Below are 17536 nucleotides of genomic sequence, written 5' to 3'. Positions count from 1 at the left end.
GGCATCACCCGGGGCTACCTTGGCCGCGCTGCGATGACCGCCGAGAAGTACGTGCCCAACCCGTTTTCCACAAATGGCGAACGCCTCTACCGCACGGGTGACCTGTGCCGTTATCGCGCCGATGGCGTGCTCGAATACCAGGGCCGCATCGACCATCAGGTGAAGATCCGCGGCTTCCGTATCGAGCTGGGGGAAATCGAAGCGCGGTTGCTGCAGCAAGCCGAGGTGCGTGAGGTGGCCGTCCTGGCCCAGGACGCAGCAGGCGGCCAGCAACTGGTGGCCTACGTGGTCGCCCCGGCGCTGAACCTGGATGCCACCGAAGCCCAACGTGCACTGCGCGATCAACTCAAGGCCGGGCTCAGGGAGCACTTGCCCGACTACATGATTCCGGCGCACCTGCTGTTCCTCGATCAGTTGCCCCTGACCCCCAACGGCAAGCTCGACCGCAAGGCGCTGCCGGGCGTGGAGACTGGCCTGTTGCAGGCCGGTTATGTCGCGCCGGCCAGTGAACTTGAACAGCAGGTCGCGGCGATCTGGGCCGAGGTGCTCACGGTGGAACGCGTGGGCTTGCACGATCACTTCTTCGAGCTGGGCGGCCATTCGCTGCTGGCGGTCAATGCCGTCTCGCGCCTGGCCCTCGAACTGGGGCTGACGCTGACCCCGCAACTGATATTCCAGCACCCCGTCCTGAAGGATTTTGTCGCGCAACTGGACACCGGGGACGGGCCAATCAATGAACAGAAACTGAACAAGCTGGAAGCCCTGCTTGATGAAATGGAGGAAGTCTGATGGATAAGAGTGTTGCTTTGAGGATTGCCAAGCGCTTTATCACTCTGCCGCTGGACAAACGCAGGCTGTACCTGGAGAAGATGCTCGAAGAGGGCGTCTCGCCGGCCAACTTGCCCATTCCCGAGGTCCGTGGCGGGTTCGAAGACGTCCCGCTTTCCTACGCCCAGGAACGCCAGTGGTTCCTGTGGCAGATGGATCCGCACAGCTCGGCTTATCACATTCCGAGTGCCCTGCGCCTCAAAGGGCAGTTGGACGTGCCGGCCCTGGAGCGCAGCTTCAACGCCCTGGTCGAGCGTCACGAGAGCTTGCGCACCACCTTCATCGAGCGCGGTGAGCAAACCGTGCAGGTCATCCATCCGCAAATGCCTTTGTCTATTGCGCTCGAGGCGTTGCCCGCCGGTTCGCCGGCCAGCCAGGACGAGAGCATCAAGGCTTTCGTCGAGCGCGAAATCGCCCGCCCGTTCGATCTGCGCCAAGGGCCGTTGCTGCGGGTTTCGTTGTTGAAAATCGCCGAGGACGATCACGTGCTGGTGCTGATCCAGCACCACATCATTGCCGATGGCTGGTCGATGCAGGTGCTGGTGGATGAGCTGGTCCGCCACTACGCCGCCGACACGGCCGGCGAGTCGTTGGTATTGCCGGAACTGACCGTGCAATACGCCGACTATGCGATCTGGCAGCGCCACTGGCTCGAGGCCGGTGAGCGTGAGCGCCAGTTGGCCTATTGGCTCCAGACTTTGGGTGGCGAACAGCCGGTGCTGGAGTTGCCGTTCGATCATCCGCGCCCGCCCGTGCAAAGTTTTCGCGGTGCGCGCCTGGACTTGAACCTGCCGCCGCAATTGGGGGCAGCGCTCAAGCAACTGGCCCAGCGCCAAGGGGCCAGCCTGTTCATGGTGCTGCTGGCCTCGTTCCAGGCGTTGTTGCACCGCTACAGCGGCCAGCCGCAGATCCGCGTCGGCGTGCCGGTGGCCAACCGCAACCGGGTCGAGACCGAGGGCCTGATCGGCTTTTTCGTCAACACCCAGGTGCTCAACGCCCATGTCGATGGGCAACTGCCGTTCGAACGCTTGCTCGATCAGGTCAAGCAGTCGGCCATGGCGGCCCAGGCGCATCAGGACTTGCCATTCGAGCAGTTGATCCAGGCCCTGCAACCGGAACGCAGCCTCAGCCACAGTCCGATCTTCCAGGTCATGTTCAACCATCAGACCTCGGGTGCTGCCCAGGTCCGGCAGATGCACTTGCCGCAGCTGGGCATCGAAGACCTGGTGTGGGAAGGGCGCACCGCCCAGTTCGATTTGACCCTGGGCACTTATGAAACCGAGCAGGGCGTCGCCGCGGAACTGACCTACGCCACCGACCTGTTCGAGCCGCAGACCATCGAACGCCTGGCCCATCACTGGCAGAACCTGCTGCAAGGTATCGTCGCTGCGCCGCAGCAACGGATCGGCGAGTTGCCGTTGCTCGACAGCGCCCAGCAGCGTCTGACGCAGCAGGACTGGCGCCGTGAGGTCGATCATGGCCCCGCGACGTGTGTGCATCAGCGCATCGCCGAACGGGCCCGCGTGACCCCGGACGCACTGGCGCTGACCATCGATGGACAAGCCCTGACCTACGGGCAACTGGACGCGCGGGCCAACCAGCTCGCCCACCGCTTGCTTGCCTTGGGTGTGACGCCGGACCAGCGCGTGGGCATCGCTGTGGAGCGCAGCGTCGAGATGATTGTCGGCCTGCTGGCGATCCTCAAGTCCGGCGGCGCCTATGTGCCGCTGGACCCGGCGTACCCCGAGGATCGCCTGGCCTACATGATTGAGGACAGCGGCATCGAACTGCTGCTGACCCAGGCCCGTTTGCAGACGGTATTACCGATTCCGCCAACCCTGCAAACCCTGTTGCTGGACCAGCCCGACGCCGCGTTGCAGGAGGCACCGCACACTTGCCCGGCGGTGCCGCTGAGCGCCGAACACCTGGCCTACGTGATCTACACCTCCGGCTCCACCGGCAGACCCAAGGGCGTGATGGTGCGCCATGGCGCGCTGAGCAATTTCGTCACCAGCATGATTGCCCAACCCGGCCTGGCGGCCAGTGATCGCATGCTGTCGCTGACGACGTTTTCCTTCGATATTTTTGGCCTGGAGATCTACGGGCCCCTGTCGGCGGGGGCCAGCGTGGTGCTGACCGGCCAGAACGTCCACCAGGATCCGCAAGCGGTGCTGGCGCTGATTGAGCGTCACGACGTGACCGTGCTGCAAGCCACGCCTTCGAGCTGGCGTATGCTGTTGGATCATGAGCACGCTGCGCTGCTGACCGGGCGCACTTTCCTGTGTGGCGGCGAGGCATTGCCCCAAGAGTTGGCGCAACGACTCCTGGCGCTGTCGCCGAAGGTCTGGAACCTCTACGGTCCGACCGAAACCACGATCTGGTCGGCGCTGCATCCTTTGAACCGCGAAAGCAGCCGTCCGTACCTCGGCAAGCCCCTGGACAACACCGCGTTGTACGTCGTCGGCAGCGACCTGACACTCAACCCGCCCGGCGCGCCGGGTGAGCTGCTGATCGGTGGCGACGGCCTGGCGCGCGGTTACTTCCAACGCCCGGCCCTGACCGCCGAACGTTTTGTGCCGGACCCGTTCTCCACCACCGGCGAGCGGCTGTACCGCACCGGCGACCTGACTCGCTATCGGGCCGAAGGCGTGGTCGAGTACATCGGCCGCATCGACCATCAGGTCAAGATTCGCGGCTTGCGCATCGAGCTGGGGGAAATCGAAGCGGCGCTGTTGGCCCAGGACAGCGTGCGGGAAACCGTGGTGGTGGCCCATGACGGCCCGACCGGTGCGCAACTGGTGGGTTACGTGGTGCCCGCGACCGGAGAAGTAGCGGACGAGTCTGCGTTACGCGCTTCGCTCAAAGCTGCGCTCAAGGCGCAACTGCCCGAGTACATGGTCCCGGCGCACCTGCTGTTCCTGGCGCAACTGCCGTTGACGCCCAACGGCAAGGTCGATCGCAAGGCGCTGCCAGTCCCTGATGCCGGCGATTTGCAACAGGAATACGTGGCACCGCGCAGTCAGCATGAGCAACAGGTGGCGGCGATTTGGCAGGAGGTGCTCAAGCTTGAGCGGGTCGGGCTGGAGGACAACTTTTTCGAATTGGGCGGGCACTCGCTGTTGGTCACCCAGGTGGTTTCGCGAATCCGCCGGGCACTGGGGATCGAGGTGCCGCTGCGCAGCCTGTTCGAGCACGGCACGTTGCGCGATTTCGTCAGTGCCTTCGACCTCGGCCAAGCTGAACAACCGTTGGCGATGGTGCCGGTGTCCCGTGACCAGCCGCTGCCGCTGTCGTTTGCCCAGGAGCGCCAGTGGTTCCTGTGGAAAATGGACCCCGACAGCGCCGCCTACAACATTCCCACCGCGCTGCGGCTGCGCGGGGCGCTGGACAAAGTCGCCCTGCGTCGCAGTTTTGAAGCGCTGGTGGCGCGTCACGAAAGCCTGCGCACCCTGTTCGTGGAGAACGATGGCGGCACCAGCCAGGTGATCCGCGCGCAAGGGCAGGTCGACTTCGTCGAACGACGCCTGGCCGGCGAGGATGAGGCCAGTGTCCAGGCCTTCATCGAGCAGCAGATGCAAGCCCCGTTCGATCTGTTGAACGATGCACTGCTGCGCGTGGCGTTGCTGGAATTGGGTGAGCAGGAGCACATTCTGGTGCTGGCCCTGCATCACATCGTGTCCGATGCCTGGTCGTTGCAGGTGATGGTCGACGACCTGATGAGCCTGTATTCAGCCTTCACGCAGGGGCAGCCCGCGCTGTTGCCCGCGCTGGCGGTGCAATACGCTGACTATGCGGTCTGGCAGCGCCAATGGATGGCGGCCGGTGAACGGGAGCGCCAACTGGCCTACTGGACCGGGCAACTGGGCGGTGAGCAGCCGCTGCTGGAACTGCCCACGGACCATCCGCGCCCGGCGCAGCAGAGCCTGCGCGGTGCGCGTTTGCCGATTGTGCTGGATCGCGCGCTGAGCGATGCCCTCAAGGCGCTGGCCCGACGGGAAAACGTCACGCTGTTTGTGCTGCTGCTCGGCTCTTTCCAAGCCTTGTTGCACCGCTACAGCGGTCAGGCCGACATCCGCGTCGGCGTGCCGATTGCCAACCGCCAGCGCCTGGAAACCGAGCGGTTGATCGGGTTCTTCGTCAATACCCAGGTGCTGCGGGCTGAGTTCCACGGCGATCTGACCGGCGCCGGTTTGCTGCAACAGCTCAAGCAGACGGCCATGGCGGCGCAGATGCATCAAGACCTGCCGTTCGAGCAATTGGTCGATGCCTTGCAGCCGCAGCGTAATCTGAGCCACAGCCCGCTGTTCCAGGCCATGTTCAACCATCGCAACGAAACCGCCTCGGCCCTGGAAAACGCCTTGCCGGGCCTGACGGTCGAACCCCTAGGCTGGGAGCAGCGCACCGCGCAATTCGACCTGAGCCTGGAGACCACCGACAGCCCACAAGGCCTGCACGCCGCGCTGATCTACGCCACGGACCTGTTCGAGCCAGCCACCATCGAGCGTATGGGGCGGCATTGGCTCAACCTGTTGCAAGGCTTGGTGCAGGATCTGCATCGTCCCGTTGCGCAGTGGACGTTACTGGACGCTGACGAGCGGCGGCACATGCTCGTCGACTGGAATGCGACGGCGGTTTCCTACCCGCTTGATCGCAGTGTCCAGGGGCTGATCGAAGATCAGGTGCGCAGGACCCCGGACGCCCCGGCGCTGGTGTTCGGCGAGCAACGCCTGAGCTACGCCGAGCTCAACGCCCGGGCCAATCGCTTGGCTCACACACTGATCGAGCAGGGCGTGGGCCCGGATGTGCTGGTGGGCATCGCCGTGGAACGTTCGGTGGAAATGGTCCTGGGGCTGTTGGCGATTCTCAAGGCCGGCGGTGCCTATGTGCCGCTGGACCCTGAGTATCCCCAGGATCGCCTGGCCTACATGTTCGACGACAGCGGCATCGGTTTGCTGCTGACCCAGCAGCATTTGCTGGAGCAATTGCCGATCCCTGACGGGCTGCGCAGCCTGGTGCTGGACCTGCCGGACGCCGGGCCGCACCCAGGCCGTGAGAGCAATCCGGACGTCGCGGTCCATGGTGAAAACCTCGCGTATGTGATCTACACCTCCGGTTCCACCGGCAAACCCAAGGGCGCAGGCAATCGCCATTCGGCCCTGGTCAACCGGCTGTGCTGGATGCAGCAGGCCTACCAGCTCGATGCCACGGACAGCGTGCTGCAAAAAACGCCGTTCAGTTTCGACGTGTCGGTGTGGGAGTTCTTCTGGCCGCTGCTGACCGGCTCGACCCTGGTGGTGGCCGCGCCGGGCGTGCATCGCGACCCGACGCAACTGATCGAGTTGATCACCGCGCAGCGCATCACCACGCTGCACTTCGTGCCGTCGATGTTGCAGGCATTTGTGCAAGACCCTCAGGTGGCCGAATGCACCAGCCTGACGCGCATCGTTTGCAGCGGCGAAGCCCTGCCGGTGGATGCCCAGCAGCAGGTGTTCGCCAAACTGCCGAATGCCGGTCTCTACAACCTCTATGGCCCGACCGAGGCGGCCATCGACGTGACCCACTGGACCTGTGTCGAAGAGGGGCGCGACAGCGTGCCGATTGGCCAGCCGATTGCCAACCTGGGCACCTACATTCTCGATGATGAGCTGACGCCGGTGCCGGTGGGGGTGATTGGTGAGTTGTATCTGGCGGGCGAGGGCCTGGCCCGTGGTTACCATCGGCGCGCGGCGCTGACAGCCGAGCGCTTCGTGACCGGTCCCTTCGGCCACGGTCAGCGGCTGTATCGCACCGGTGACCTGGCGCGCTACCGCAGCGATGGCGTGATCGAATACGCCGGGCGCATGGACCATCAGGTGAAAATCCGTGGCCTGCGCATCGAACTGGGTGAAATCGAGGCGCGCCTGGCCGAGCATGACGAGGTGCGCGAAACCGTCGTCATCGCTCAGGACGGTAGCTTGCTGGTGGCCTACGTGGTGCCGGCACGCGCTGAACTGCTGAACGCCGATGACGCCGTTCGCCAGGCGTTGCAAGGCCGCCTCAAGAAACATTTGAGCCAGTCCTTGCCCGACTACATGGTGCCGCAGCACTGGGTGTGGCTGGAAAAGCTGCCGGTCAGCCCCAACGGCAAACTGGAGCGCAAGGCGCTGCCCAAAGCCGATATCAGCGCCAATCCCAAGGCCTACATCGCACCGATCACCGCCCTCGAACAGGCACTGGCCGCTATCTGGCAAAGCGTGCTCGGCCGCGAGCAAGTGGGTGTCAGTGACAACTTTTTCGAGCTGGGGGGCGATTCGATTATCTCCATCCAGGTGGTCAGCCGGGCGCGGCAGGCCGGGATCCATTTCAGCCCCAAGGATCTGTTCGTCCACCAGACCATCCAGGGGCTCGCCAGCGTGGCGACCCTGGGTGACAGCGGCCCCGGCATTGACCAGGGCCCGGTGACGGGGAATGCGCTGTTGCTGCCGTTCCAGCAATTGTTTTTCGAACAGGACATGGCCGAGCCCCATCACTGGAACCAGTCGGTGCTGCTCAAGGGGCTGCGACCGGTCCACGCCGGGCATCTGGAGCAGGCGTTGCAGGCCGTGGTGGCTCACCACGATGCCTTGCGCCTGGCCTTCGTGCGCGAGAACGACACCTGGGCCGCCCGCCATCAAACCCTCGCAGAGCAAGAAGCGGTTTGGCAGCGCTCACCGCTGTTGTGGACCGCCGAGGTGGCCGATGCCCTGGCGCTGGAACGCTTGGCCGAACAAGCCCAGCGCAGCCTGGAACTGGAAAGCGGCGCCTTGGTGCGCGGGGTATTGGCAAGCCTGGCCGATGGCAGCCAACGGTTGTTGCTGGTGATTCATCACCTGGTGGTGGACGGTGTGTCCTGGCGCATTTTGCTGGAAGACCTGCAACAGGCTTATGAACAACTGCAAGCCGGCCAGGCCCCGAAACTGCCGGCCAAGACCAGTGCCACCCAGGCCTGGGCGCAACGCTTGGAAACCCATGCCGGCAGCGCGGCGCTACAGGCGCAGATGGCTTATTGGCAAGGGCAGCTTGAGGGCGCTCGCAACGATTTGCCCTGTGACCGGCCTGAGGGTGAGTTGCGCAGGTGTCACGAGGCGCAGGTGCAGACGCGCCTGGACAAGAACCAGACTAAACGACTCTTGCAGCAAGCGCCGGCGGCCTACCGCACCCAGGTCAACGATCTGCTGTTGACGGCCCTGGCGCGGGTGATCGGTCGCTGGACCAGCGAGGCCTCGACCTTGATTCAGCTGGAGGGTCATGGCCGTGAGGCGCTGTTCGATGGCCTGGACCTGAGCCGCAGCGTTGGCTGGTTCACCAGCCTGTTCCCGCTGCGGCTGACCCCGGCGGCGACCCTTGAGGATTCGCTCAAGGCGATCAAGGAGCAACTGCGCGCGATACCCGACAAAGGGCTCGGCTTCGGTGTGCTGCGCTACCTGGGCGATGCGCAGACACGGCGCACCCTCGCGGCGCTGCCCATGCCACGCATCACCTTCAACTACCTGGGCCAGTTCGACAGCGGATTCAGCGATGACGCCGACGGGCTGTTTATCCCGGCCAGCGAACCGGCGGGCACCCCACAGAGCCCGCTGGCGCCGCTGGACAACTGGCTGACGCTCAACGGCAGCGTCTATGCGGGCGAGTTGAGCATCGACTGGACCTTCAGCACACAAATGTTCGATGAGTCGACGATCCAGCGGCTGGCCCTGGAATACGCTCAAGAGTTGCAGGCCTTGATCGAACACTGCTGCCAGACCCGGCACCAGGGCTTCACACCGTCGGACTTCCCGCTGGCCGGGTTGAACCAGGCCCAGCTGGACGCATTGCCCCTGACGCCGCGAGACGTCGAAGACATCTACCCGTTGTCGCCGATGCAGCAGGGCATGCTGTTCCATTCGCTGTATGAGCAACAGGCCGGTCACTACATCAACCAACTGCGGGTTGACGTCGAAGGTCTGGACGTCGAGCGCTTCCGCCAGGCCTGGCAGGCGGTCGTGGATGCCCATGAAGTGCTGCGCAGCAGTTTCGTCTGGGAGGGCGATTTCAAGCGGGCGCTGCAGGTCGTTCACAAGCAGATGGAGGTTGCGTTCCTGTTCCACGATGGATGCGCCGCCGCGGATCCATCCCTGGACCTGGACGCCCTGGCGTTGGCGCAGCGCCAGCAGGGTTTCGAGCTGGATGCGGCGCCGCTGTTGCGCTTGCTGGTGGTGCGCGTGGCAGAGGAGTGCTATCACCTGATCTACACCAGCCATCACATCCTGATGGACGGCTGGAGCAACTCGCAGTTGCTCGGCGAAGTGTTGCAACGCTACAGCGGTCAGGCACCGGCTCGGACATTCGGACGCTACCGGGACTACATCGACTGGTTGTCGCTCCAGGACCCACAGGCCAGCGAGCAATTCTGGACGGCGCAACTGGCCGAACTGGACGAGCCAACCCACCTTGCCGGAGCCTTCGCCCGGGATCATCGCGGCGAGGCAAGCGCCGGCCACGGCGAACACGAGCTGGTGCTCGATAGCCATGCCACGGCGCGGCTGCATGCCTTTGCCCGTGAGCAGAAAGTGACGGTCAACACACTGGTGCAAGCGGCCTGGCAGTTGTTGCTGCAACGTTGCACCGGGCAATCGGTGGTTGCCTTTGGCGCCACGGTGGCCGGACGTCCGGCGCATATCCCCGGCGTCGAGCAACAGATCGGTCTGTTCATCAACACCTTGCCGCTGGTTGGCAGCCCGCGGGCGGAGCAGCGCATCGGCCAATGGCTGCAAGAGGTCCAGGGGCGCAACCTGAGCCTGCGCGAGCACGAACACACGCCGCTGTTCGACATCCAGCGCTGGGCCGGGCAGGGCGGTGCGGCGCTGTTCGACACGTTGCTGGTGTTCGAGAACTATCCGGTGTCCCAGGCGTTGCAGCAGGGCGCCCCGGACACGTTGCGCTTCGGCGACGTGGCCAATCACGAACAAACCAACTATCCACTGACCCTGGCGGTGAACCTGGGTGACACGCTGTCGTTGCTCTTGAGCTACAGCCACGCCAGCTTCGCCCCAGACGACATTGCCGGTATCGGCCAGTCCCTGCGTTATCTCCTGGAGCAGATGGTGCTCGGCGGCGAGCGCTCGGTGGGGCAACTGTCGTTGCTCGATGCCGGACAGCAACGGGCCCAGCAGGCTTGGAACGCCACCGCGACGCCGTACCCGCTCGATCGCAGCGTGCAGCAGTTGATTGAAGCGCAGGTGGCCAAGACGCCTGATGCGTGTGCCCTGGTATGTGCCGGGCAACGGCTGAGCTATGCGGCCCTCAATGCCCAGGCCAACCAACTGGCCCATGTGCTGATGGAGCAGGGCGTCGGGCCAGATGTACTGGTGGGCATCGCCGTGGAGCGTTCGGTGGAAATGGTCGTCGGCCTGCTGGCGATCCTCAAGGCCGGTGGCGCCTATGTGCCGCTGGACCCTGAGTATCCACAGGATCGCCTGGCTTATATGTTTGAAGACAGCGGCATTGGTTTGTTGCTGACCCAGCGCCATTTGCTTGAACAGTTGCCGCTACCGGCGGGTCTGCGCAGCCTGGTGCTGGACCAGCCGGGCGACTGGCTGGCCGGCCGCAGCGAGGCCAATCCGCTGGTCGAGCTCCATGGTGAAAACCTCGCCTATGTGATCTATACCTCCGGCTCCACCGGCAAACCCAAGGGCGCGGGCAACCGGCATTCGGCCCTGGTCAACCGTTTGTGCTGGATGCAGGACGCCTATCGGCTGGACGCGAGCGACCGTGTACTGCAAAAAACACCGTTCAGTTTCGATGTGTCGGTCTGGGAGTTTTTCTGGCCACTGCTGACCGGTTCGACCCTGGTGATGGCGCCACCGGGGGCCCACCGCGATCCGGAACAACTGATCGAGCTGATCACCATGCAGCAGATCACCACCTTGCACTTCGTGCCTTCGATGTTGCAGGTGTTCATGCGAGACCCCGCGGTCGGCGGTTGCCAGAGCCTGACGCGGATTATTTGCAGCGGTGAAGCCTTGCCGGTGGACGCCCAGTTGCAGGTGTTCGCCAAGTTGCCGGCGGCCGGCCTGTACAACCTGTACGGCCCCACCGAAGCGGCCATCGACGTAACCCATTGGACCTGCGTGGACGAGGGCCGCGACGCGGTGCCGATCGGTCAGCCGATTGCCAACCTGAGTACGTTTATCCTCGACCACAACCTGGCGCCGTTGCCGGTGGGGGTGACGGGCGAGTTATACCTGGGCGGTGAAGGCCTGGCTCGCGGTTACCATGCTCGTCCGTCGTTGACGGCCGAGCGCTTCGTCACCAGCCCGTTCGGTGACGGTGCGCGTCTGTACCGTACCGGCGACTTGGCGCGCTACCGTGCCGACGGCGTCATCGAGTACGCCGGGCGCATGGACCATCAGGTGAAAATCCGTGGCCTGCGCATCGAACTGGGTGAAATCGAGGCGCGTCTGGCCGAACATGCCGAGGTCCGCGAAACCGTGGTGATCGCTCAGGACGGCACGCTGCTGGTGGGCTATGTGGTGCCGCAATCCCCTGCGTTGTTGAGCGCCGATGGCGGTATCGACCACGAATTCGAGCAGGCATTGAAAGCCCACTTGAGCCAGCATCTGCCGGACTACATGGTCCCGCAGCATTGGGTATTGCTCGAACGCATGCCGGTGAGCCCTAACGGCAAACTGGAACGCAAGGCGCTGCCTCGCTTCGATGCCAGCCAGCCGCAGCAAGGCTTCGTGGCGCCTGAAGGGGCGCTGGAGCAACAGATCGCCGGTGTCTGGCAAGAGGTGCTGGAGCTGGAGCAGGTCGGTCGCAACGATCATTTCTTCGAACGCGGCGGCCACTCGTTGCTGGCAACCCAGGCCGTCTCACGTTTGCGCAAGCTGACGGACTATCCGCTGAGTCTGCGTGACCTGTTCAATCATCCGCAGCTCAAGGCACTGGCGACGCTGATGGCCGGGAACGTGGAGGGTCAGGTTCGCGCGGGTGATTCCCGTGGGGTTCGGCTCAAGGCCCATGGGCCGCGGCGCTCGGCACCGCTGTCGCTGGTGCAGCGACGGTTGTGGATCGCCGAACAACTGTCCGGCGGCACGTCGGCCTATGGCATGCCCATGGCGCTGCGCCTGTGCGGTGGGTTGTCGGTGGAACACCTGATGAGCAGCTTTGCCGAAGTGGTGCGCCGCCATGACGTGCTCCGTACTGCGTATGTCCAGGACGAAGAAGGCGATCCGCTGGCGTTGATTGCCGATGAGGTGCAACTGGACTTCCCGCTGATCGACCTGTCCGATCTCTCACCCGCTGCCCAGCAGGAACAGGTGGTCCGGGCGACGCTGGAGAACGCACGTACTCCTATCGACCTGGAGCAGGCACCGCTGTTGCGCGGGCGGATCCTGCGCCTGGGGCCGAGCGAACATGTGTTGTTGTACGCCATGCATCACATCATCTTCGATGGCTGGTCGATGGGGCTGTTGGTCGACGAACTGGTGCAGGTCTATGAGGCGTCCCTCACCGGCAAACCGATGCCTTTGGCGCCCCTGGAGGTTCAGTACCAGGACTTCGCGCTGTGGCAGCAGGCGCTGGAAGAACAGGGCGTCCTGGCGCGTCAGGCCGAGTACTGGAAACACCGCCTCAGCGGCTACGAGGGACGCCTGAACCTGCCGCTGGACAACCCTCGGGGCCAGACCGCGTCCTATGACGGCGATGCGCTGCAGTTCCAGCTTTCCAGTGTCTTGACTGGGGCATTGCGGCGGTTATCCAGCGAGGCCGGGGTCACGCTGTACAGCACGCTGCTGGCGTCTTTCCAGGTGTTGTTGCATCGGGTCAGCGGTGCGCAAGACATGGTGCTCGGCGCCGACGTGGCCGGTCGCGAACAACCGGAGCTGGAGCGGCTGATTGGTTTCTTCGTCAACGTGCTGCCCCTGCGTTCGCACTTGGACGCCGAGGCCACGTTCGCCAGCTTCCTGGCGCACACCCAGGACAATCTGCTCGACGCGCTGGAGCATCAGGATCTGCCATTCGACCAGATTGTCGAAGCCTCGGGCGTAGCGCGACACAAGGGCATGAACCCACTGCTCCAGGTGTTGTTCGTGATGAACAACGTGCCGGTGCGCCCTCGGTCCATGGCGGGATTGAGCATGGAGTTCCTGCCGGCGCTGGAGACCCATTCTAAATTCGACATGGCGTTGTTCGTTGACGAAGAAGAAGGGCAATTGCGCGGTAATTGGCAATTCGCCACAACCTTGTTCGGACATGAGCGCATTCAGCACCTGATTCAGGCCTGGACGGCCCTGTTGGAACAGATCGTCGCTGATCAGGACATTCAATTGGGAGCTATCAGCATGCCAGTCGACCACTTGGCGGCAGCCGTCACGCCTGCCACCGTCCCAGGGCCCAAGGCCGACAAACTGGGCAAGTTTCTCAAGCGCTCCGTGACACCGCTCGCCAAGCCTCGTGCGGCGCGGGTGCGGGAATCATTGGTGGCTGCACCGCAACGTTTTCCCTTGATGCTGGAACCGGGTGAGCCCCATCTGGATGTCATCGAGTGGATTCAGCAGAACCGGCCGTTGATCGAGCAAAAGCTCGCTGAGCATGCGGGGGTTCTGTTCCGCGGTTTCGAACTGGATGGCATCCAGGGCTTTGAAGCGTTCGCCGAAGCCATCCAGCCAGGGCTTTATGGTCAGTACGGCGACCTGCCGAAGAAGGAGGGGGGCAAGAACACCTACCGTTCCACGCCGTACCCCGAGCGCAAGATGATTCTGTTCCACAACGAAAGCTCCCATCAGGACCGCTGGCCGCGCAAGCAGATGTTCTATTGCGAGCAGGCCGCGCCTGTGGGCGGGGCGACCCCGGTGGTGGATTGCCGCTTGATGTATGAAAGGTTGCCGGCGGACCTTCGCGAGAAGTTCGAAGACAAAGGCCTGCTCTATGTGCGCACCTTCACCGACAAACTCGATGTGTCGTGGCAGCACTTCTTCAAGACCGAGGACCGTCGCGAAGTCGAGGCCCGTTGCCGGGCGGGTGGCATTCAATGGCGCTGGCTCGATAACGATGAGTTGCAGACCCGCACGCCGGGGCCGGCGATCATCACCCACCCGATCACCGGGGAGAAGTCGTTCTTCAATCAGGTGCAATTGCACCACATCTATTGGCTGGACCCGGACGTGCGGCAAGACCTGCTGTCGATGTTCGGTCTCGAGCGCATGCCCCGGCATGTGTATTACGGCGACGGCACACCGATTGAAGATGAGGTGATGGCGCGCATCGGTGAGTTGTACGAAGCCTGCGCGGTGCGTTTCGACTGGCAGAAAGGCGATGTGATCCTGCTCGACAACATGTTGGTGGCCCACGCCCGCGATCCGTTCGAGGGGCCACGCAAGATCGTGGTCGCCATGGGCGATATGTATGAACGCAGCAGCCTTGAGCGTCCGTTGGCCGCCGGGCAAACCGCCCAGGGCGCACTCAATACCGAGGAAGCCGGAGCATGAACGAGGTCACGATGGACGCGCACAACCCGGGTTTTGCCCTGACACCCGAGCAACAAAGGACGCTCGAACAACTGCCCGGCACGGCGACCTGTGGCCAGGCCTTGCGCTGGCTGGACGTGGTCATTGACGGCGATCTCGATCCGCAGCGCTTGCAGGTGGCGTTCGATACGCAACTGGCACAGCAGCCGATGTTGCTGGCGCGGCTGGCCAAGGTACCCGGTTTCCACGGTTTGCGTCAGGCCGCCGTCGGTGCCACTCGCTTCCCGCTGACGGTGCAGTCGGGCGAGCAACGGGCCGAGGAGGTCCAGGCGCAGATCCAGGAATCGATGGGCCGCGCTTTTGTGGTTGGCGAATCGGAAAGCGTCCAGGCCGTGCTCTATCGCCTGGCGCCCCGGCAATGGCGACTGGTGCTGGGCATCGCCCGCTCCAGTGCCGATGCGCAGTCGCTGAATCTGCTGCTTGAACACATCCAGCAAACCTACGCGGGGGTTCAGGCAGAGGAAGACGAAGCACCGGGTGAGTTTGCCCAGTACCTGGAATGGCGCAGTGAAGTGGTGCTGGATGAAGACGCCGCCAGCGCACGAGCTTACTGGCGGCAACACTTGCAAGGGATGCAGGCAGACATCGCCACGCCATGGCTGGCGGCGCGCAGCACCAGCGGTGAGACAGGTGCCGCCGACAGCCACGTATCGCTGAGCCTGGAGCCGGCTCAACGCGAGGCTTTGCACAATCTGGCCGAGCAGCTTGGCCAGCCGCTGGCCACTGTGCTGCAAGGCGCCTGGTGGGTGTTGCTGGGGCGTTTGAGCGGGCTTGAGCAGGCCTTGGTCGGTGTGCGCCATGACTGCCGCGACGACTATGAATACTTCGCCAATGCCGTGGGTGTGTTCGAGAAAACCCTGCCGCTGTGCGTTTCGTTGCCTGCCACCGCGTCGTTCAGCGAGTGGTTGGACGAGCTGGCGGCGCGTCTTGAAGCCCATCGCACCTGGCAGGAATACTGGGCGCCGGATCTAGCGCCTGAAGCGGCGGGTCCGGCCTACGGCTTTACGCTGGGGCAGGCGAGCGCTAGCGGGAACAGTGGCGGTCTGAACTGGGCGGCCTCGGAGTCCGTGCATGTGCCGGCAGATCCGTTCGAGTTGCTGATGCAGGTTCAATTGAACGAGCGCCACGCCACGCTCAATCTGCATTACGCCAGTTCGCGTTATTCGTCAGCCTCGGCCAACGCGGTACTGGAACAGTACGGCGTGCTGTTGGCCTCGATCCTGGCCGCGCCCCACCGAGCACTCGCGCAGCTCAGCCTGCTCAGTCGCGCCCAGGAGCAGCGCTTGCTGGCGATCAATCCGCCGATGCAGGCTTTGGCGGATGGCCGTTATCTGCCGCAGCGCATCGCCGATCTGGCAACTCATACACCAGACGCCATCGCCCTGACCGACGCTCATCTGCAATTGAGCTACGGCCAGTTGCAGGCCCGGGTCGACAGTATGGCGCTAGGGCTCAAGCACCAAGGCGTGGGCGCCGGTTCGATTGTCGCGCTGGCGTTGCCGCGCTCGGCGGAGCTGGTGATTGCAATGCTGGCGAGCTGGCGGTTGGGGGCGGCGTATCTGCCACTGGATGTGCAGTGGCCCCAGGCGCGCCAGGCGTTGATGCTGGAACAGGCCGGCGCGGCACTGTTGCTCACCGATGCGGCGCATCTGCCGGCCTGGCAGGATCAACCGTATAAAGCCCTGACGGCGGCGCAGTTGAGTCAGTCGCCGGCGCCATTGCCAGCGCTCGCCACCCAAGGCCACGACATCGCTTATGTATTGTTTACGTCGGGCTCCACCGGTGTGCCCAAAGGCGTGGTGATCGAGCATCGGCAGTTGCGCAACTACACCGCCCAGGCCAGTCAGGCACTGGGACTTGCCCAGTGCGAAAACGTCGGTTTCAGTTCCACCGTAGCGGCGGACCTGGGCAACACCACGCTGTTTGGCGGGTTGTTCAATGGCGCGACCCTGCATGTGGCCAGCGATGAGCAGATGCAGGACGGCGCGTTGTTTGCCCAGTACCTGCAACAGCAGCAGATCGACTGCCTGAAGATCGTGCCGTCGCACCTTGCGGCGCTGCTCGACAGTGAACAGGCGACATTGCCGCGTACCCTGGTGCTGGGCGGCGAGCCGATTGCGGCGCCGTTGATCGAGCGCATCGCCCGCTTGCGCAGCGATTGCCGGGTGTTCAACCACTACGGGCCGACCGAAGCCACGGTCGGGGTGATGATTCATCCGTTGTCACTGCACGGCGCTGCCGACGATTGTTCGGCGCTGACCCAGGTGCTGGGCAACAACCAGGTCTACGTGCTGGACGCCGATCTGCGTGTGGCGCCGGTGGGTGTGCTGGGCGAGGTCTACCTGGGCGGCGCGCAGTTATGTCGGGGTTATCTGAATGCCCAGGCCGATGAGCAGGCGTTCATCCAGAGTCCGTTCGATCCGGCGCAGCGTTTGTATCGCAGCGGCGACCTGGCGCGTTATCGCGTGGACGGGGCGATCCAGTTGCACGGTCGGCGCGATCAGCAGGTCAAGGTGCGCGGGTTCCGCATTGAACTGGCAGAGATCGAGGCCGAGCTTCTGCGCCTGCCCCAGGTGGCCGAAGCACTGGTGCTGCCGGCGGCATCGGCCGAGCAGGGGCTGTTGGCCTTTGTCGTGGCGCAGCAGGGGCTGTCGGCGGGCTTGCTGGACGCTGTGCGTGCTGAGCTGGGCGCACGCCTGCCCAGTGTGATGGTTCCACAGCGCCTGCAATTGATCGAACAGTTCCCGCGCCTGGCCAACGGCAAGATCGATCGCAAGGCGCTGCAACAGTGGGCGGATGTGGCGGCGGATGACCAAGACGCTGCACCGCGCGATGCGCTGGAGCAATTGCTCGCCGCACGCATGGCGCAATTGCTTGGGCTGGAACGACTGGGCATCGACCGCGATTTCTTCGCCGCCGGTGGGCATTCGTTGCTGGTGATCAAGTTGGTGGCCGGTATTCGCAAGTTGTTGCAGTGCGACATTCATCCGGGGCTGGTCTTCGATCATCCGACCGTGGCGTCGTTGGCACTGGCCTTGCGGGCAGTGGAGAGCAGCCCGGGGCAGTTGGAAAAAATCGCCCAGGTGCGCCTGCGCATGGACGCGATGAGCCCCGAGGAAAAGGCACTGCTGACCGAACAGGCTCGCCAGATGCAAGCCGCCAAGGCTGCGCAAGGCAGCTGA

At 64.1% G+C, this 17536-nt stretch carries 3 protein-coding genes (1 of these 3 running past the window's edge); all 3 read left to right on the top strand.

Annotated features, from left to right (window positions below; all coding sequences use genetic code 11):
* Tightly spaced (each overlapping or abutting the next), the 3 genes in view from ACWNZ1_RS25845 to ACWNZ1_RS25835 form a layout consistent with a single transcriptional unit that may run on beyond the window.
* Positions 1 to 789, top strand: partial view of a non-ribosomal peptide synthase/polyketide synthase gene (locus tag ACWNZ1_RS25845; protein ID WP_456027963.1) — the 3' end only. Its footprint begins 11646 nt before the window's first position; the window shows 789 of its 12435 coding nt (coding positions 11647-12435); the start codon falls outside the window, past its left edge; its stop codon occupies positions 787 to 789.
* Positions 789 to 14315: a non-ribosomal peptide synthase/polyketide synthase gene (locus ACWNZ1_RS25840; protein ID WP_456027962.1), complete on the top strand. Its 13527-nt coding sequence runs from the start codon at positions 789 to 791 to the stop codon at positions 14313 to 14315. The genes ACWNZ1_RS25845 and ACWNZ1_RS25840 overlap by 1 nt, the downstream gene beginning before the upstream one ends.
* The gene (locus tag ACWNZ1_RS25835) at positions 14312 to 17536 is read left to right on the top strand and encodes a non-ribosomal peptide synthetase (protein ID WP_456027961.1); all 3225 of its coding nucleotides are present in this window, start codon (positions 14312 to 14314) and stop codon (positions 17534 to 17536) included. The genes ACWNZ1_RS25840 and ACWNZ1_RS25835 overlap by 4 nt, the downstream gene beginning before the upstream one ends.

The sequence above is a fragment of the Pseudomonas sp. CFBP 5748 genome (assembly GCF_053850495.1).
Note: the sequence above shows the minus strand (reverse complement) of the source record. Positions and strands in the feature narration are given on the sequence as shown.

Excerpts from the sequence above, each read along its gene's own strand:
- ACWNZ1_RS25840 (WP_456027962.1), top strand. The coding sequence starts at position 789 with ATGGATAAGAGTGTTGCTTTGAGGATTGCCAAGCGCTTTATCACTCTG.
- ACWNZ1_RS25835 (WP_456027961.1), top strand. The coding sequence starts at position 14,312 with ATGAACGAGGTCACGATGGACGCGCACAACCCGGGTTTTGCCCTGACA.